Raw genomic sequence first — 18,153 nt, 5'->3', positions numbered from 1 at the left:
TGAAAGGGCATGTCGCGAAGGGACACGTGGGATGAGTTCAGCGGGTGAAGGCCTGTCTCGCCCGCTTCCCGAGCAGGTGCGGCTCAACGTCGTCGACCTGGCGGCTCAGGTTCTCGGGACGATGCCCGCTGTCTCCATACCCCCTCCCCTGCGGGGCATCGCCAAATTCGACCCCCGCAAACGGGCCAAGCTCGGCAGCGCGCCCATCGCCGCGCAACTGGAGAACGACAAGAAATTTCGCGAGCTGGTCGCCGAGTCGGTGGAGGCCGGATGGCCCGAGCTGGTGGCGTCCCTGGCCGAGGGCAACGTGCCCCCGGCCGCCGATCCGGTGATCGTGGCCGCGGCCGCCTACTTGACCCGGCCGCCCGGCTGGGAAGAGATGATCGAGTTCGCGCGCACCGATCTGGAGCAGTCCGCCGTGGCGGCCGAGGGGTCGGAGCGCGAGGAGGCGGTCTCCCGGCTGCGCGAGCAGCTCGCCGCCCAGAAGAGCGCCGCCAAGGAGGAGGCCGACCGGCTGCGCGAGCAGCTCAAGGCCGCCCGTGCGGAAAACTCCGACCTGCGGCGCAAGCTCCACGACGCCCGCGAGCGCGCCAAGGCCGCCGTCGCCCGGGCCGAGGAGATGGAGCGTGCGGCCGAGGAGGCCAGGTCCGCCGCCGCGGCCGCGGGCAGCGCGGGCGAGTCCGAGCTGCGGCGGCTGCGCGAGCGGCTGGCCGACGTGGAGCGGCAGCTGGAGGCCTCGCGCCGGGCCGCCCGCGAGGGCAGGAGCATCGAGGACGCCCGCATCAGGGTGCTGCTCGACGCGCTGCAGGACGCCTCGGCGGGGCTGCGCAGAGAGCTCGCCCTGCCCACGACGATCAGCAAGCCCGCCGACTCGGTCGCCGCCAGCACGGGCGAGCGGCCCGGCGTGCGCGCCGTGCCCGCGCGTGCCCTCGCCGACGACGACCCGCAACTGCTCGACCAGCTGCTCGCGGTGCCGCAGGTGCACCTGATCATCGACGGCTACAACGTCACCAAGACCGGCTACGGCACGCTCACGCTCGCCGACCAGCGCAACCGGCTGATGACCGGGCTCGGCGGACTGGTCGCGCAGACCAGGGTCGAGGTGACCGTGGTGTTCGACGGCGCCGAGCTCAACGCCCCCGTCCAGGTGGTCGCGCCGCGCGGCGTGCGGGTGCTGTTCAGCGAGCCGGGGGAGATCGCCGACGACCTCATCCGCCGGCTCGTACGCGCGGAGCCGCCCGGCCGCGCCATCGCCGTGGTGTCGTCGGACCGCGAGGTGGCCGAGTCGGTCAGGCGCATGGGAGCCAGACCCGTTCCGTCTGCCTTGCTGCTGCGCCGGCTGGGCCGCGCCTAGATTACGACTTGCTTCGTTTTGGTTCGATCGGGTGAGACCTCACCCGCCACTTCTGTACTATTTCGCCCCAGATATCATCCCTGGGAGGCGACACAGTGAGGTTTGGCCGGGTACCGGTGGCCGCGGGAATCGCGTTCGGGCTGGTGCTGTCCCTTCCGGGAGTGGCCACCGCCGATCCCAGGCCCACGCTCCGCCAGGCGAAGGCCAAGCTCGAGAAGCTCAACGACAAGGCCGACATGGTCGTCGAGCGGTACAACACGGCGACGGAGCGCTACAAGAAGGCCAAGGGCACCTACACGAAGCTGAACGAGAGCTACCAGCGCAAGCTGAAGACGGTCGAGGACCTGCGGATCCAGGTGATCAACATGGCCGTCGACAGCTACAGGCTGGGCGGCGACGTCACCTCGTGGCGGGGGTTCGTCAGCGCGGATCGCCCTGAGGACTTCCTGGCGCGGCTGGCGCTGACGGGGCAGATGTCGCAGGAGCGGGCCGAGAAGCTGGCCGCGTTCGACCGGGAGAACCGCGAGCTGAAGACCGAGCGCGACAAGGCGCAGGTGGCGCTGGAGGCGGCGGACAAGGAACGCGACGAGGTGGAGAAGGAGCGCTCCGAGATCCACAAGCTGATCGCCGAGCAGAAGAAGCTCCTGAAGAAGCTGGGCGCCTACAACCCCGGGAACCCGAACAGCGTGGGCCTGAAGTACACGGGGCCGGCGTCGGGGAACGCGGCGGCGGTGCTGCGGTTCGCGTTCGCGCAGATCGGCAAGCCGTACGTGTACGGGGGGACGGGGCCGGGCGGCTGGGACTGCTCCGGGCTGACCCAGGCGGCCTGGCGGGCCGCGGGTGTGTCGCTTCCGCGTACGACGTGGCAGCAGTGGGCGTGGGGGCAGAACCGCAAGGTGGACGTCCCCGGCGGGCTGCAGCCCGGGGATCTGATCTTCAGTGAGGGGCTGGGGCACGTCAGCATCTACGCGGGCAACGGGCAGATCGTGCATGCGCCGCAGACGGGCGACGTCGTCAAGGTCGTCAAGCTCTCCGCCTACGGCCGCCGCCTCGTCGGCGCCATCCGCCCGTAACACCCCGGCCGGTCGAACCGGCTGGATTTCGGCCTGCCCCCACCCCCATTTCGGCCTCCACCCGCCGCAACCCCGCCCCACCTGCCGCCCGCCCCCTTCCTTCCCCCCACACACCGCCGCCGCCACCCGAAGCCTCACACCGCATGGCACGTGCAGGGGTCCTTCCCGCCCTGCCGCCGCGCTCTCCCCGCCTGGGACCGCCACGCGCCCCACCCGGTTCATGCCGCCGCCGCGCCTGCCTCCATCGGTCATCGCTCGCCACGCCGCTCGCTTGCTGCGCTGCCTGCTTGCTGCCCTGCCCGCCTGCCGGGCCGCTCGGCGCGCGCCGGGCCGTGCCGACGCCCGCCCTGCCGTTGTGCCGGCTTCGCCAGGCCGGTCGTGTCGCCCCGGGCCCGCCACCGCCGCTGAGCCGTTGGCGCAGCGGGGTCCGCTTGTGGTCCGCGTCCACCCGGACGGGGCGCTCATGCGGGGACGGGGAGGGACGAGAGGAAGGCCGAGACGGCCGGGGGGCGGTCCGTCGGGGGGAGGGCGGCGGCGAGGATGGTGCGGGTGGGCAGGGGAGGCGAAGGGCGGAGGAGGCGGATGTCGGGGCGGGCGGTGGAGTAGCCGGCGATGGAGGGGTAGAGCATCACGCCCACGCCCGCCGCCACCAAGCCCTGCCGGCCGTTCCAGTCGTCGCACACGTGGCTGACCCGCGGAGCCCCGCCCAGCGCCGCCGCGAGCTGGGAGAGCGGCCCGAGACAGTCCGGGTGGGTGCCGTCGATCCACGGCTCGGCGGCCAGGTCGCGCAGCAGCACGCGGCCGCCCTTGGCCAGCGGATGCGTGGCCGCCAGCGCCACGAGCAGCTCGTCCTCGTGCAGCGGCGTCAGAACGATCCCGGTCGCCCCCGCCGCGTCCCAGGACGTCAGCAGGGCGATGTCGGTATCTCCGTCCAGTACGGCCGCACACGGGTCGTGCTCGCCGGAGCGGACGGTGAGGGAGAGCTCGACGCCCGGATGCCGGGCCGCGAACGATCGGAAGCGCTCGGGCAGGTAGCTCGTCGCGGCGCTCGGGAACGCCGACACCCGCACCCGCCCCGCCTCGGCCGTCGCGAAGGCCCTCATGCGGGTCTCGAACAGCCGCATCCCCCGGAGCACCTCGCCCGCCTGCTCCAGCGCCGCCCGCCCGGCGTCCGTCGGCCGGACGCCACGCGGCAGCCGTTCGAACAGCCGCACCCCCGTATGCCGCTCCAGCTGGGCGATCTGGCGGGACACGGCGGGCTGCGTCATGGACAGCTCCTCGGCCGCGGCTGAGAACGAACCCAGCCTCCCGACCTCCGCCAGCACCTTGAGCGACCATAGATCAAGCATGCGCTCAGCTTATGGGTGGCATGCCGAACCTGCAGTGGTGTGCATGTCTTGCCGACGCCATTCTCGGCCTATGGACACAATGGACAACCACCAGCACGCATGGCTCAGCGAGGTGCTTCCGTCCGCGGCGCGCCGGGTGCTCGACGCCGGGTGCGGGCGCGGCGACCTGGCGGCGGAGCTCGTACGGCGGGGCCACGAGGTCACCGCGATCGACATCTCCACCGAGGCCGTGGAGGCCGCCAGGGCGGCCGGGGTTCCCGCGCTGCGGGCCGACATCACGACCTATCCCGTCCCGGGCGACGGCCTCGGCGACGATGTGGGATCGTTGTTCGACGCCGTCGTCATGTCACTCTCGCTCCACCACATGCATCCGCTCGACGCGGCGCTGGACCGGGTTTCGGCCCTGCTCAAAAAAGGTGGGCTGGTGATCGTGGACGAGTTCGCGTGGGACTGGGCCGACCGGGCCGCGGCCGCCTGGTTCTACGATGCCGGATCGTTGCTGGCCGCCGCCGGGGTGGCGGACTTCCCGCGCGAGCCCGGATCCCCCGGACGTGACCCGGTCGAGCGGTGGCGTGAGGCACACCTGGATCACACGCCGGCGGCCGACATGCTCGCCGCCCTCGCCCAGCGGCTCGAGATCACGAGTCTGCGGCGTGAACCCTACTTGTCTCGGTACATCGGGGGATATGTCAGCCGAAAGGTGATGAACAGCACAGCAGAGGTCATCAACGAGCTTTGGCGGATTGAACGGGCACGAATCTCCGCTGGAACGCTCCCACTGACGGGCTTCAGGTTGACGGCGCGCAAGATGTGACAAAAGCGACAAACGAGACCTTACAAAGCGGTGTGCCGCAAATTGTGAGCAGGGTCACATTTGCATAACGAGACCTGGCGCTCCAGCAGGGGTTTCCGACTTGACTGACCCCGTTATGCGATCTTTACAACCTGACTCAGCCTTTGCTGATTCTTGACGTTTCGGCGTAGCTTCTGGCGTCGCAGCGGCAAGCCATGTCGCCGCAAACCGGCATCGGACCCCCGATGTGAGACAGATAAAGATCCGCCGGTCGTCACCACATATCCCCATTTCGAACACTTGAACGGTGACGACCCGCCGAGTCCGTGCAGCCAGGAGGCACGGAGCCGGGGACCCAACGATCCCATTCCCCTGGGATCAGGGGTGAATCGGCGCGCACTGCGCCGTAGGGCTACTTCCAGGCCCGAATCCGTCAGCTAACCCGGTAGGCATTCGTGGAAGACCCAAGGAGAAATCCTGTCTACCTCCCTGCAAAACCCCCGTCTGTCCCGCCTTGCCCTGAGTGGCGTAGCGCTCACGATGACCGTGACGGCCGGAGGTTTCATCCTCCATGCCCCGACGGCGCAGGCAGCGACAACGAGCGATTCGGCCAAGACCACCACGGTCAAGGCTGAGACCACTGCCAAGACCGCCAAGGCACGTAAGATCGCTCGGCAGCAATCCAAGGCCCGCAAGGCCGTGGCCGTGGCCAAGGACCAGATCGGTGACCCGTACCGGTATGGAGCCGAGGGCCCCGGCGCGTTCGACTGCTCCGGTCTCACCCAGTACGCCTGGAGGAAGGCCGGGGTGAAGCTCCCGCGCGTGGCGGCCAGCCAGTACGCCCGCGGACACAAGGTCTCCTGGAAGAAGCTCCAGCCAGGCGACCTGCTGTTCTTCAGGGGGCTAGGCCACGTGGGCATGTATGTCGGAAAGGGCAAGATGGTGCACTCGCCGAGCACCGGCAAACGAGTGCAGGTCGTCAAGCTGAGCGGATGGCGCAAGGCGTCGTTCGTCGGCGCGATCCGCCCCGGCATGTGACACCGCCCCGCCTCGATTCGCAGGAATCGGGCGGGGCTGTCTCATTTCCGAACCCCCCGTCGCGGCCGACTACGATCGGACCTCATGTCCGAGCAGGTGAGCCGACGAGCCGTGGTGGCCGGTCTCCTGCTCCTCTCCCTCGCCCCCGCCAGCGCCCCCGCCCCTGAACCCCTTTCCCCCGCAGCACGCGGCCTCTGGCGCGAAGGCACCGTCGTAGCCCGCGGAACGCGGTCCGTCGTCATCGGGCACCATGCCTCTCCCACCGCCCTCGACGAGCTGGCGCGCCGGGCCGACACAGCGGGGCTCCGCGTCGCCGAGGTCCTCGGCGGCCCCGTACGACCGCTCGTCCTCGTCCCCGAGTCGGCCGGCGAGGCGGCCCGGCTGGCCCGGGTGGAGCGCCTCGACGGGCTTGCCGCGGTGGCCGACGGCGGCCGCGTGATCGTCGTCCCCGAGGTCTTCGCCCGGCTCAACTCCACGGGGAAGGACATCGTGCTGACGCACGAGCTCACCCACGTCGTGGCCGGCACCGACGGCCTGCCCGTCTGGCTGTACGAGGGCTTCGCCGACTATGTCGGCTACCGGGACGCCGGGCTCCCCGTGCGGACGGCGGCCGCCGAGCTGGCCGACGAGGTCCGGGCCGGGCGCCTGCCGAGCGAATTGCCGGGACCTGCGGCATTCGCGGCGGACGGCCGGGATCCCGTACGGCTCGCGCGTGCTTACCAGGAGGCGTGGCTGGCGTGTCGCTTCCTGGCTGACCGCTTCGGTGAGGAGACCCTGGTGAGGCTCTACCGTGATGCCCAGGTGGCCGGCGTGGAACGGGCGCTCGCCTCGCTGGGGCTCTCCGCGGCCACGCTGACGGCACGGTGGCGCGCGTACATGCGGGATCAGCTCGCGTAGGGCGCAAGGCGCAAAAGGGGGAGGCAGATGAGCGAGCGACCAGACAACGTCAAGCCGGGGGGCCGGATCTCGACAGGGGATCACGGCTCGGACGGCCCCACCGCTGACGAGGACCCGGCCACGAGCGGCGACCCGGCGGGAGGCGAGGGGCCGGCCGGGAGCCAGGACCGGGCCGGAGGCGAGGGCGCGGATCTCGGCGCGCGGCGGCTGCGGCGGCAGGCGGCGATGGCGGCCGTGGCCCTGGGGGCCGTGATCCTGGCCGTGGCCGCCTTCAGCACGCCGTGGCGGGTGCTGGCCGCCGGGCCGCCCGACCCGGCCCGCGACTTCAGCGCCGCCCAGATCGCCAGGGCGCAGGCGTTCGACGCGGCCACCACCCTCCCGAGCTACCTGTCACTGGCCCTGACGCTCGTCATCGCGGGCCTCCTGGTCGCCACGCCGCTCGGTGCCAAGGCCGTGGGGTGGCTCCGAGGCCCCTGGTGGGTGGGCACCGTCCTGGGCGTCCTCGTCATCATGGCGATCACCGAGCTGATCCGGTGGCCGCTCGGCATGTGGTTCGAGACGATCCTGCGCGACTACGGCCTGTCCACCCAGGACTGGGGGGCCTGGGCCGGCGACCGGCTCAAGAACCTGGGCGTGGAGGCGTTCCTGCTCTGCCTGATGCTGTTCGCGCTCGTCGCCCTGGCCCGCAAGGTCAAGCGCTGGTGGATCCCGGCCGCCGCGGGCGCGTTCACGCTGACGGTGGTGGCGTCGTTCGTGTACCCGGTGGTGTTCGAGCCGCTGTTCAACGACTTCACCTCCATGAAGCAGGGGCCGCTGCGGACGAGCCTGCTGGCCATGGCCGAGCGGGACGGCGTGCCGGTGGAGGACGTGCTGGTCGCCGACGCTTCGCGCCGGACCACCGCGCTCAACGCGTACGTGTCGGGCTTCGGCGCCACGCGCCGCATCGTCGTCTACGACAACCTGCTCAAGGCCCCGCAGCCCGAGGTCGAGCTGGTGGTGGCGCACGAGCTGGGCCACGCCAAGGACAACGACGTGCTCTACGGCACGCTCATCGGCGGCCTGGGCGCCGCGCTGGGGGCGATCCTGCTGTTCCTGGTGTTCGGCGCGGTACGCCGCCGCGTCGGCGTCGCCTCGATCGCCGACCCCCGCGCGGTCGGCGCGGTCATCGGCCTGATGAGCCTGGGATCGTTCCTCATGGGTCCCGCCCAGAACCTCATCAGCCGCCACATCGAGGCCAGGGCCGACCTGCACTCCCTGGAGCTCACCAGGGATCCGGCCACGTTCGTGGCGATGCAGAAACGCCTGGCAACTGCCAATATTTCCGACTTGTCGCCAGATGCGGTGGAATATGTGCTCTATGCCTCCCATCCGTCCAGCCCCGAGCGCATCGCCATGGCCCGCTCGTGGGCGAAGCTGAACGGCGTACCGGTGCCGTGACAGGCGCCGTGACCAACGTGGTCGTCGTCACGAACGACTTCCCGCCCAGGCCGGGCGGCATCCAGTCGTTCGTGCACGGGCTCGCGCTGCGCACGCCGGGCGTGGCCGTCTACGCCCCCGCCTGGCCGGGTTGCGAGGAGTTCGACCGGCGTCAGCCGTACCGGGTGGTGCGGCATCCGACGCGGCTCATGCTGCCGACCCCGGCCGTGGCGCGCCGGGCGGCCCGGCTGGTGGCCGAGCACCGCGCGGACACCGTCGTGTTCGGGGCGGCGGCGCCCCTCGGCCTGCTCGCGCCGCGCCTGCGCCGGGCGGGCGCGCGGAGGGTGGTGATGCTCACCCACGGCCACGAGGCGTCGTGGGCGAGCGCGCCGGGCTTCCGCGCCGTGCTCGGCAGGATCGGCGAGCACGCCGACGTGGTGACCTACCTAGGCGAGTACACCCGCCGGCGCCTGGTCGCCGCCATCCCGCCGGCCAAGCTCGTCCGCCTCGCGCCCGGCGTGGACCCCGGGCTGTTCCGCCCCGACGCGCCCAAGGCCGAGCTGGGCCTGGCCGACCGGCCGGTCGTGCTCTGCGTGTCGCGGCTGGTGCCGCGCAAGGGCCAGGACCAGCTCATCAGGGCCTGGCCCCGGGTGCTGCGCGCGGTGCCCGACGCCGTCCTGCTGCTGGTCGGCGACGGGCCGTACCGGCGGACTTTGGAGCGGCTGGCGGCCGGTCACGAGTCGATCAGGTTCACCGGCACGGTGCCGGCCGCGAGCCTGCCCGGCTACTACGCGGCCGCGGACGTGTTCGCGATGCCCTGCCGCACCCGGTGGAACGGGGTGGACGTGGAAGGGCTCGGCATCGTGTTCCTGGAGGCGTCGGCGACGGGACTGCCGGTGGTGGCCGGGGCGTCCGGCGGCGCGCCCGACGCCGTCAAGCGGGGCGAGACCGGGCTCGTGGTGGACGGCGAGGATCCGACGGAGATCGCCCAGGCCGTCGTCGAGCTGCTGAGCGACCCGGCGAAAGCCCGCAAGATGGGCGCGAACGGGCGCGACTGGATCGCCGGGGAGTGGGCGTGGGAGCAGGTCGCGGCCCGGTTCCACGCCCTTCTCTGACCCTTCGTCGAGCGGCCCGCAACGCCCCTCGGGGAGATGGATCAGGCCGCGTTCGGCTTGGGGCACAACGGTTCCGGACGTCACCGTCTCGGCCCCTGACACGGTCAGGAGCGAGCGGTCCGAGAGGCCGGGCGGCGACGTGGAAGAGCGGCGAGGCGCCGGGCCCGCGGGCTCACGCCGACGGCACGGCGGCCGACAGGCGATCGTACTGGTCGTCGCTCAGCTTGACCGGCAGCGCGGCCACGTTCTCCTCCAGGTGGGCGATCGAGGAGGTCCCGGGGATCGGGATCACGGTGGGGGAGCGGCGCAGCAGCCAGGCCAGCGACGCCTGTGCCGGCGTGACGCCGATCTCGGCCGCCACCTCCGCCAGCGGGCTCCCCGGAGCAGCGTGCGCGCCCGCCGCGAAGGGGAACCACGGCAGGAACGCGATGCCGTGCTCGGCGGCGTGGTCCACGACGGCCTCGTGCCCACGAGCGGACAGGTTGTACATGTTCTGCACGCTCGCGATCGGGGTGATCTCCGCCGCCTGGCGCAGCTCGTCCACGCCCACCTCCGACAAGCCGATGTGGCGCACCTTGCCTTCGTCCCTGAGCTGAGCGAGCGCCCCGATCTGGTCGGCGAGCGGGTAGGCGGGGTCGATCCTGTGCAACTGCAGCAGGTCGATCCGCTCCACGCGCAGCCGCCGCAGCGCCAGCTCGGCCTGCTGGCGCAGGTAGGCCGGGTGTCCCAGGGGCACCCATTCGGTGGGGGACGGGCGCACCACGCCGACCTTGGTGGCCACCGTCACGCCGTCCCCGTACGGGTGCAGCGCCTCGGCGATCAGCTCCTCGTTGGCGCCCAAGGCGTAGGCGTCCGCCGTGTCGATCAGGTTCACGCCCAGTTCGACGGCCCGGCGCAGGAGCGCGATCGCGCCGGGGCGGCCGGCGGGCGGACGCCAGATGTGAGCCTCCATGGCGGACGGGGCGGGCTCGGGGCCGTCGGCCAGGCGCATCGCGCCGTACCCGATCCTGGTCACCTGGAGGTCGCCGCCAATGGAGAACGTGCGCGCGGTGTCGCGAGGAATTTCTCTCATGGCCGTCACGCTAGAAGTTCACATCGATGTGAGATGCAAGCCGGCGTGAGGAGCGTCACATGAAGATCGGGGAGCTGTCCCGTGAGACGGGGGTCAGCGCGAGGCTCCTGCGGTACTACGAGGAGCAGGGGCTGCTGACGTCGTACCGGGCGGAGGGCGGCCACCGCCGGTACGACTCCGGCGCTCCGGTCGTGGTGCGGCGCATCCGCACGCTGCTGGCGGCGGGGCTGCCGACCAAGGTCATCAAGGACGTCCTGCCGTGCGTGTCCGGCTCGGGCGACGTCCTCGACGCCTGCACGCTCGGGCATCTGCGCGAACGGCTCACGATCCTGGACGCGCAGCTCGCCGAGATCGGGGCGACCCGTGACGCCCTGGCCGCGATCCTGACGGCCACGGAACGAGCCGCCACCGTCGCCGCCTGACGCCACGCGACGGCGGTGGCGGCGGTCTAATGGCCGGTGTACAGCTCGTCGATCTCCTTGGCGAAGTCGCGCATGACGACCCCGCGCTTCACCTTCAGCGTCGGAGTCAGGTGCCCGCTGTCCTCCGTGATGTCCGCCTCCAGGATCGTGAACTTCTTGATCTGCTCCGCCTTGGACACCGACAGGTTCGCCCGGTCCACCGCCGCCTGGATCTCCGCCCGCACTTTCGGGTCCGACCGCAGCTCGGCCACCGACGACCCGGCCGGCACGGCCTCGGGGTCCAGGGTGATGAGGGCGGCCACGAAGGGACGGCCGTCGCCGACGATCATCGCCTGGGAGATCAGCGGGTGGGCGCGCAGCGCGTCCTCGAGCGGTCCCGGCGCCACGTTCTTGCCGGCCGCCGTCACCAGGATCTCCTTCTTGCGCCCGGTGATCCGCAGATAGCCGTCGGAGTCGAGCTCGCCGACGTCCCCGGTGTGGAACCAGCCGTCGGAGTCGATCACCTCGGCCGTGGCCTCGTCGTTCTTCCAGTAGCCCGCGAAGACGTTCCGGCCCTTGGCGAGGACCTCGCCGTCGTCGGCGATGCGCAGCGTGACGCCCGGCAGCGGCTTGCCGACCGTCCCGATCTTGTTGGCGCCCGGCATGTTGACCGAGCACGGCGCGGAGGTCTCGGTCAGGCCGTACCCCTCGAAGACCTCGATGCCGACGCCCTTGAAGAAGTGGCCGAGCCGCTCGCCCAGCGCCGAGCCGCCGGACACGGCGGCCGAGAGCCGCCCGCCGGTGGCGGCGCGCAGCTTGGAGTAGACGAGCTTGTCGAACACGGCCCGCCGCAGCCGCAGCCCCAGCGAGGCGCCGCCCGAGCTCTCGGCGCGGCTCCACGCCACCGCCACGTCCACGGCCTGGGCGAAGATCTTGCCCTTGCCGCCCGCGATGGCCTTCTGCTCGGCCCCGTTGTAGACCTTCTCGAACACGCGCGGCACGCCCAGCAGGAACGTGGGCTTGAACTCCTGCAGGTCGGGCGCGACGTTCTTCATGTTCGGCGTGTGCGCCATGATCGCGCCCGCCTCGATCAGCACCACCTGGATCATCCGCGCGAAGATGTGCGCCAGCGGCAGGAACAGCAGCGCCGCGGGGTCCTCGCGCTTGAACAGCGGCTCCAGCGGCCCGCGCAGCACGTTGATCGCGGTGAAGAGCAGGTTGTCGTGGGTGATGTGGCAGCCCTTGGGCCGGCCCGTGGTGCCGGAGGTGTAGACGATCGTGGCCAGGTCGGCGCCGGTGATGCGGGCGCGCCGCTCGTCGACCTCGGAGGCCGCGACGTCACCGGTCTCCAGCGCGCCGTCGATCCGCCAGACGGACTTCAGCTCGGGGGCCGCCTCGCGCACGGTCTCTTCATGGGTGTCCAGCTCGACGAACACGGCCTTGGCGTCGCTGTCGGACAGGATCCACCTGACCTGCTCGACCGACGACGTCTCGTAGATCGGCACGGTGACCGCCCCGATGGACCAGATCGCGTAGTCGACCAGCGTCCACTCGTAGCGGGTGCGCGACATCAGCGCCACCCGGTCGCCGTGCTCCACGCCCGCCGCGATCAACCCCTTGGCCACCTCGACCACCTGGTCGCGGAACTGGGCCGCGGTGACCACGGGCCACCCGCCGTCGGTCTTGCGGCGCATGATGATCGCGCCGGGCTCCTGCTCGGCCCGTCTGAAGACCGTGTCGGCCAGGCTCGCCGAGGCAGGCACGTCGACCAGGACCGGGACGGTGTACTCGCGCACGAATCAACTCCTCTTCGGTGACGCCTGGACGTTACCGCCTTAAGTTACGGACGGGTAGCGTCGTCATTGAGGCGTTATGAAGGGCATTCATCACGCTAGCAGCCCTCACCCTAGGATTCCCCTCATGAGGGTCCATGTTGTGAGCGACGTGCACGGCAGGGCCGACGCGCTGGCCCGGGCGGGCGACGGCGCGGACGCGCTCATCTGCCTGGGCGACCTGATCCTCTTCATCGACTACGACGACCACGCGCAGGGCATCTTCGCCGACCTGTTCGGCGCCGACAAGGCCGCCGAGTTCATCGGCCTGCGCACCGCCAAGCGCTTCGACGAGGCCAGGGCCATGTCCGCGGCGCTGTGGGCGAGCCTCGACGGCGATCCGCGCGAGCACATCGAGCGCAACGTCCGCGCCCAGTACGACGAGCTCTTCGCCGCCATGCCGACCCCGGCCTACCTCACCTACGGCAACGTGGACCTCCCGCGCCTGTGGCCGGACTACCTGCGCCCCGGCCAGCACGTGCTCGACGGCGAGACCGCAGAGATCGGCGGCCTGCGGTTCGGGTTCGTGGGCGGCGGGCTCGAGACCCCATACCGGACCCCGTACGAGATCGGCGACGAGGAGTACGCCGCCAAGGTCGAGGCGGTCGGCGAGGTGGACGTGCTGTGCTGCCACATCCCGCCCGCAGTCCCCGAGCTGCTGTACGACGTGGTGGCCCGGCGGTTCGAACGCGGCAGCGAGGCCACCCTGTCGGCGATCGAACGCACGCAGCCGCGCTACGCCCTGTTCGGCCACGTCCACAACCCGCTCCACGGCCGCACCCGGATCGGCCGCACCGAGTGCGTGAACGTGGGCCATTTCCGCGGAAGGGGCGTTCCTTTCGTGCTCGAGTGGTGAACCGGGCCACCGCCGCCCGCGGTCCTCCGCGAGCAGGGGTTCGTGCACTACGGTGGTCGCATGGCTGATCGCACCACTTCCAGCACCACCATCGACGCCGGTCGCGCCGATGTCATGGCGGTCATCGCGGACTTCCCGTCCTATCCGGAATGGGCCGGATCGATCAAGAGCGCGGAGGTCCTCAGCACCGGCGCCGACGGCAGGGCGCAGACCGTGCGCTTCGTCCTCGACGCCGGCATGATCAGCGACTCCTACACCCTGAGCTACACGTGGCAGGGCGACGAGGCCGTCAGCTGGCAGGTGGCCGAGCCGGGGAAGATGGTCGCCGACCTCAGGGGGAGTTACCTGCTCGCCGACCGGGGCAGTGGCACCGACGTGACGTACGAGCTCACGGTCGATCTGAGCGTGCCCATGATCGGCATGATCAAGCGCAAGGCGGAGAAGGTGATCGTGGACACCGCGCTCAAGGGGCTCAAGAAGCGCGTCGAAGGCCGCTGAGTTGAGTCCGAGGGTCCTGCTCTTCACCGGCAAGGGCGGCGTCGGCAAGACCACGGCCGCCGCCGCGACGGCCACGCTCGCCGCCGCCCGCGGGCTGAAGACGCTCATCGTGTCCACCGACACCGCGCACTCGCTGGCCGACGCGCTGGCCGTCGAGCCCGGCGAGGTCGCGCCGGGCCTCCACCTTCACCAGGTCGACACGCAGAAGTCGCTGGAGCGTCACTGGGGCGAGCTGCAGGATTACGCCCGGGGCCTGCTGGCCGAGCTGGGCCTCGACGAGATCACCTCCGAGGAGATCACGGTGCTGCCCGGCGCCGAGGAGGTCATCGCCCTGCTGGAGCTGCGCGAGCACGCCCGCGAGGGCCGCTGGGACGTGATCGTCGTCGACTGCGCGCCCACCGCCGAGACGCTGCGCCTGCTGGCCCTGCCCGAGGCCCTCGACTGGCACGTCAGCAGGCTCATGCCGGTCGGCCGCAAGATCGTGCGCCTCGTCTCGCCGTTCGTGCGCGGCGTGGCCGGCGTCAGCGCGCCCGGCGAGGGGGTCATGAACGCGGGCGAGCGCTTCCACCGCGGCCTGATGGAGGTGCGCGAGCTGCTCACCGGCGACCACGCCTCCGTGCGCCTCGTGCTCACCCCTGAATCGGTGGTGCTGGCCGAGGCCAGGCGCACCCTGACCTCGCTCAACCTGTACGGCTACCGCGTCGACGCCGTGATCGCCAATCGGGTCTTCCCCGCGGACGGCGCCGACGCGTGGCGCGCCCAGTGGGTGGCGGCGCAGTCGCGACTGCTGGCCGAGGCGGAGCAGTCGTTCGCGCCGCTGCCCATCCACGTCGTCCCCTACCTGCCCGCCGAGCCGGTCGGCAGGGCCGCGCTGGCCGCCGTGGGGGCCCGGCTCTATGGCGAGAGCGACCCGTTCGCCGCCCCCGCCGTGGAGCCGCCGCTGCGGATGACCGCCGACGAGCTGGCCCTCGCGCTGCCCGGCGCCGACCGCGACGACGTCGACCTGGCCCGCAAGGGCGACGAGCTGATCGTCACCGCGGGGCCGTACCGCCGGATCCTTGCGCTGCCCGTGGCCCTGGCGCGCAGGAAGATCAGCGGAGCGTCGCTCCGCGACGGCGTGCTGCGGGTAGCGTTCAGCTCGGGAAGCGAGTCCTGACCCGGACACCGCTACCCGTAGACGTCAGGGAGGGCCAGATGACCGAGAGCAACGACAGAGACCCGATCGGCAGCGTCGCCGACGAGGCGCGCAAGCTGTTCGAGTCGATTCAGGGACGCGCCACGCGCCAGGTCGGCAAGACCGTGTTCAACTCGTTCACCGGCGGTGGCCGCAGGGAGCGGGACGTGTGGGAGGAAGCCGTCTCCGAGCCGCACGACGAGTACATCTGCCGTGCCTGCCCGTTCTGCCGGGCGATCGCGGCGCGCCGCGAGTCAGGCTCCGACGTGACAGGTCACCTGATGGCCGCGGGCGGCGAGCTGTTCGCCGCGTTCCGCGAGGCGCTGGACGCGTTGAGCAGGCCCGCCCCCAGTGCGCAGCAGCGGGACAGGGAGCGGGACAATCGTGAGGGCCGCGACAACGTGGAACACATAGATCTGGGATAGGGAGAACGAAGGGCATGCTCACGATCGGTGTCGACATCGGCGGGACCAAGGTCGCCGCTGGTGTGGTCGACGACCAGGGGAAGATCGTCGCCCACACGCTGCGGCCGACCGCCGCCGACCGTCCCGACCTGGTGGCCGAGACGGTGTCCGACGTCGTTCGCGAGCTGTCCGCCGGCAGGGAGATCGAGGCCGTCGGGGTGGGCGCGGCAGGGTTCGTCGACGAGACCCGGTCCATGGTGCGCTTCGCGCCCAACCTCGCCTGGCGTGACGAGCCGCTGCAGAAGAAGATCAGCGGCCTCGTCGGCCTGCCGGTCGTCATCGAGAACGACGCCAACGCCATGGCCTGGGGCGAGACCAGGTTCGGCGCCGGGCGCGGCCAGTCACACGTCGTCTGCATCACGCTCGGCACCGGCATCGGCGGCGGCCTGGTGTTCGACGGCGTCCTCTACCGAGGCCGCTGGGGCACGGGCGCCGAGTTCGGCCACATGCAGGTCCAGCCCGGCGGGCGGCCGTGCGGGTGCGGCAACGTCGGCTGCTGGGAGCAGTACGCCAGCGGCCAGGGCCTGGTCAAGGAGGCCAGAGAGCTGGCCGAGGCCCGGCCGGAGCAGGCCAAGACCCTGCTGGGGCTGGCCGGCGGCAAGATCGAGGGCGAAGAGGTCACCGAGGCCGCGCGACTGGGCGACGAGGTCTCACTCGCCGCGTTCGCCTCCTTCGCCGACTGGCTGGGCCAGGGCATGGCCGACCTGGCGTCCGTGCTCGACCCCGGCTGCTTCATCGTCGGCGGCGGCGTCTCCCGGGCCGCCGACCTGTTCATCGACCGGGCCCGCGAGGCCTTCGCCCAGCGGCTCACCGGCCACGGGCACCGGCCGCTGGCCGAGATCCGGCTGGCCGAGCTGGGCGCCTCGGCCGGGGTGGTGGGCGCCGCCGACCTCGCCAGGCTGCGCTAGGGCCGCGTGACGATCAGGGTCGGCACCTACAACGTGCACGGGCTGCGCGACAGCGTGCCCGCGCTCACCGAGGTCATCGCCGCCATGCGCGCCGACGTGCTGTGCGTGCAGGAGGCGCCCAGGTTCCTCCGCTGGCGGGCCAGGCGCCGGGCGCTGGCCGCCGCGGCGGGGCTGCGGCCGGCCACGGAGGGCAGGCTGGGCGGCGTGGCCGTGCTCGTCGGCCCCCGCGTCCGCGTGCTGCGGGGCGAGAGCCACGCGCTGCGGGTCTTCCTCGGCCTGGAGGCTCGCGGGCTGGCGGTCGCCGTGGTGGAGGCCGACGGGGCGCGCCTGGCCGTCGGCTCGCTCCACCTCGACCTCAACGACCCTGCCAGGGTCCACCACGCCGCCGAGGCGGTGGCCCTCATGGAGCGCGCGGCGGCCCCGTACGGCGCCACGATCGTGCTCGCCGGCGACATTAACGAGCAGCCCGACCAGCCGGCCTGGCGCTACCTGGCCGGGCGGCTGGCCGACTGCTACGCGGTGGCGCCCAAGGGCGACGGGCTGACGTTCCCGGCCGCGCGGCCCGCCGTCCGCATCGACGGGGTGTTCGCCGCGCGCGACGCGCGTGTCGTGTCGTGCGGGGGAGTGGACGCCGGAATCGCCGATCTCGCCGGGGCCAGCGACCATCTTCCCGTCGTCGCGGAGTTGCGACTTGGGCACTAACGGGCAAGAGGGGCCGGTCAGCCCGTAGCATTTGCAGCATGACCCGTCGCTTTCAGCGGCGTGCGCTCTCCTTGTCCTTGGTGGCGTTCCTGTCGACGTCGGCGGCCTTGCCGCAGGTCACGCCCGCCGCGCATGCCGATCCCCGCCGCCCCGCCGCGATCGAGGCGTGGCAGCAGTCGACCAGCGTGCGCCTCCAGGCCGACGGCTCGCTCTCCGACGTGCTGGCGATCTCCTCCAGCGACGTCTGGGCGGTCGGCCAGCAGGAGATCTGGGACGTGTGGAAGAACCGCGGCACGATCCGCCACTGGAACGGCGCCCGGTGGACCGAGGTCCCCCTCCGCGACGCCACGGCGGCGGGCAACCTGCGCAGCCTGGCCGCCGCCGCGCCGTCCGACGTGTGGGCGGTGGGAGACGGGCACGACGGGCTGCCGTACCTCGCGCACGGCGACGTGACGGGTTTCGACCGGGTCAGGCCGCAGGGACTGCGGCCCGCCGAGCCGGCCGCCGGTCCGCAGCCCCTGCTGCGGACCGGCGACTGGCTCGGCGGCGTCGACGCCAAGCCGGGCAAGGTCGTGGCGGTCGGCAGCCGCGACAAGCAGGCGCTCATCCTCACCGGGCAGGGCAACACCTGGACGGTGCACGAGACCGAGGAGAAGGGCGCGCTCTACGCGGTGGCGGGCGGGTTCGCCGTCGGCGACACCGGCACCGAGCCGCTGGTCGTGCAGTACTCGGGCGGCACGTGGAAGTCCATGCCGCTGCCCTCGATCCCCGGCGGCTACCTGCGCGACGTCCAGGCCGACAGCGCCAAGCGGGCGGTGGCCGTCGGCGGCGTCTACCGCGGGCCCGGCGACATCGCCCCGCTCGTGCTGACCTGGAACGGCAAGCGCTGGAAGGAGCAGCGGCTGCCCGACTCCGACGCCCGCCTCTACGGGGTCACGGGCGACGGCAAGGGCCGCTACTGGATGGCCGGCTACGACCCGGAGCGGGCGGCCGAGCCGTTCATGGTGCGCTGCGAGAAGGGCGACTGCGAGATCATCCGCGGCGGCGTGAAGGAGAACCGCACGAGCGTGCGCCTGCAGTCCGTCGCCTACCTCGCGGGCAAGAGCACCGTCTGGGCCGTCGGGCACGCGGTCGACGTCGCCGACCGCTACACCGACGTCGTGGAGTCCTTCGCCCCGAGGACCAGCGAATCGAAGTCCTAGAGCGCCTTC

The 18,153-nt window shown here is 71.8% G+C and carries 18 protein-coding genes and 1 riboswitch; of the genes, 15 read left to right on the top strand and 3 right to left on the bottom strand.

Going from position 1 to position 18,153, the window contains the following annotated elements; translation table 11 throughout:
• Positions 1 to 31: 31 nt before the first annotated feature.
• Positions 32 to 1,354 (top strand): NYN domain-containing protein, encoded by a 1,323-nt coding sequence (locus tag ID574_RS32995; RefSeq protein WP_188192895.1) that lies wholly within the window; start codon positions 32 to 34, stop codon positions 1,352 to 1,354.
• A gap of 116 nt (positions 1,355 to 1,470) precedes the next feature.
• Positions 1,471 to 2,427 (top strand): C40 family peptidase, encoded by a 957-nt coding sequence (locus tag ID574_RS32990; RefSeq protein ID WP_223167305.1) that lies wholly within the window; start codon positions 1,471 to 1,473, stop codon positions 2,425 to 2,427.
• A 461-nt stretch (positions 2,428 to 2,888) separates the two neighbouring features.
• Here ID574_RS32990 and ID574_RS32985 read toward each other — a convergent pair whose 3' ends face one another.
• Complete coding sequence (locus tag ID574_RS32985) at positions 2,889 to 3,776, bottom strand: LysR family transcriptional regulator (RefSeq protein WP_188192893.1); 888 nt, start codon at positions 3,774 to 3,776, stop codon at positions 2,889 to 2,891.
• Positions 3,777 to 3,846: 70 nt separating this feature from the next.
• Between ID574_RS32985 and ID574_RS32980 the strand changes: the two genes are divergently transcribed.
• The 5 genes from ID574_RS32980 to ID574_RS32960 all read left to right on the top strand — a co-directional run bounded on the left by ID574_RS32980 (position 3,847) and on the right by ID574_RS32960 (position 9,035).
• Positions 3,847 to 4,590, top strand: a complete 744-nt coding sequence (locus ID574_RS32980; RefSeq protein WP_188192892.1) for a class I SAM-dependent methyltransferase — start codon at positions 3,847 to 3,849, stop codon at positions 4,588 to 4,590.
• 285 nt (positions 4,591 to 4,875) lie between these two features.
• A riboswitch (cyclic di-AMP (ydaO/yuaA leader) is annotated at positions 4,876 to 5,036 on the top strand.
• A 73-nt stretch (positions 5,037 to 5,109) separates the two neighbouring features.
• Positions 5,110 to 5,607, top strand: a complete 498-nt coding sequence (locus tag ID574_RS32975; protein ID WP_188192891.1) for a C40 family peptidase — start codon at positions 5,110 to 5,112, stop codon at positions 5,605 to 5,607.
• An 84-nt stretch (positions 5,608 to 5,691) separates the two neighbouring features.
• A complete protein-coding gene (locus tag ID574_RS32970; protein ID WP_188192890.1) occupies positions 5,692 to 6,504 on the top strand; it encodes a gluzincin family metallopeptidase in 813 nt (270 codons plus the stop codon).
• A gap of 27 nt (positions 6,505 to 6,531) precedes the next feature.
• Positions 6,532 to 7,941, top strand: coding sequence for a M48 family metallopeptidase (locus ID574_RS32965; protein ID WP_188192889.1), 1,410 nt, complete (start codon positions 6,532 to 6,534; stop codon positions 7,939 to 7,941).
• Positions 7,942 to 7,949: 8 nt separating this feature from the next.
• A complete protein-coding gene (locus tag ID574_RS32960; protein ID WP_188192888.1) occupies positions 7,950 to 9,035 on the top strand; it encodes a glycosyltransferase family 4 protein in 1,086 nt (361 codons plus the stop codon).
• A 172-nt stretch (positions 9,036 to 9,207) separates the two neighbouring features.
• On the opposite strand, the gene ID574_RS32955 is transcribed toward ID574_RS32960, so the two are convergent.
• Positions 9,208 to 10,107 (bottom strand): aldo/keto reductase, encoded by a 900-nt coding sequence (locus ID574_RS32955; protein ID WP_188192887.1) that lies wholly within the window; start codon positions 10,105 to 10,107, stop codon positions 9,208 to 9,210.
• Positions 10,108 to 10,166: 59 nt separating this feature from the next.
• Between ID574_RS32955 and ID574_RS32950 the strand changes: the two genes are divergently transcribed.
• Positions 10,167 to 10,529 carry a MerR family transcriptional regulator gene (locus ID574_RS32950; RefSeq protein WP_188192886.1) on the top strand — a complete coding sequence of 121 codons (363 nt, stop codon included), beginning with the start codon at positions 10,167 to 10,169 and terminating at the stop codon, positions 10,527 to 10,529.
• Positions 10,530 to 10,555: 26 nt separating this feature from the next.
• On the opposite strand, the gene ID574_RS32945 is transcribed toward ID574_RS32950, so the two are convergent.
• Positions 10,556 to 12,304: an AMP-dependent synthetase/ligase gene (locus ID574_RS32945; RefSeq protein ID WP_188192885.1), complete on the bottom strand. Its 1,749-nt coding sequence runs from the start codon at positions 12,302 to 12,304 to the stop codon at positions 10,556 to 10,558.
• Between the two features lie 124 nt (positions 12,305 to 12,428).
• Between ID574_RS32945 and ID574_RS32940 the strand changes: the two genes are divergently transcribed.
• Genes ID574_RS32940 through ID574_RS32910 form a run of 7 tightly spaced genes read left to right on the top strand, consistent with a single transcriptional unit; the run spans position 12,429 to position 18,144 of the window.
• Entirely contained in the window at positions 12,429 to 13,196 is a 768-nt protein-coding gene (locus ID574_RS32940) for a metallophosphoesterase family protein (protein ID WP_188192884.1), read from the top strand.
• Between the two features lie 60 nt (positions 13,197 to 13,256).
• Entirely contained in the window at positions 13,257 to 13,694 is a 438-nt protein-coding gene (locus tag ID574_RS32935; RefSeq protein ID WP_188192883.1) for an SRPBCC family protein, read from the top strand.
• 1 nt (position 13,695) lies between these two features.
• Complete coding sequence (locus ID574_RS32930; RefSeq protein WP_188192882.1) at positions 13,696 to 14,850, top strand: ArsA family ATPase; 1,155 nt, start codon at positions 13,696 to 13,698, stop codon at positions 14,848 to 14,850.
• Positions 14,851 to 14,888: 38 nt separating this feature from the next.
• Positions 14,889 to 15,293, top strand: coding sequence for a DUF5304 family protein (locus ID574_RS32925; RefSeq protein ID WP_188192881.1), 405 nt, complete (start codon positions 14,889 to 14,891; stop codon positions 15,291 to 15,293).
• A gap of 14 nt (positions 15,294 to 15,307) precedes the next feature.
• On the top strand, positions 15,308 to 16,240 hold the full coding sequence (locus ID574_RS32920; protein WP_188192880.1) for an ROK family glucokinase: 933 nt from the start codon (positions 15,308 to 15,310) through the stop codon (positions 16,238 to 16,240).
• A 6-nt stretch (positions 16,241 to 16,246) separates the two neighbouring features.
• Positions 16,247 to 16,942 (top strand): endonuclease/exonuclease/phosphatase family protein, encoded by a 696-nt coding sequence (locus ID574_RS32915; RefSeq protein ID WP_188192879.1) that lies wholly within the window; start codon positions 16,247 to 16,249, stop codon positions 16,940 to 16,942.
• Positions 16,943 to 16,980: 38 nt separating this feature from the next.
• Positions 16,981 to 18,144, top strand: coding sequence for a hypothetical protein (locus ID574_RS32910; RefSeq protein ID WP_223167304.1), 1,164 nt, complete (start codon positions 16,981 to 16,983; stop codon positions 18,142 to 18,144).
• Positions 18,145 to 18,153: the final 9 nt, after the last annotated feature.

The organism is Nonomuraea sp. SYSU D8015 (assembly GCF_008065375.1).
Classification (GTDB): Bacteria; Actinomycetota; Actinomycetes; order Streptosporangiales; family Streptosporangiaceae; genus Nonomuraea.
The sequence above is the reverse complement of the archived record's forward strand: the minus strand, read 5'-3'. Positions and strand labels throughout refer to the sequence as shown.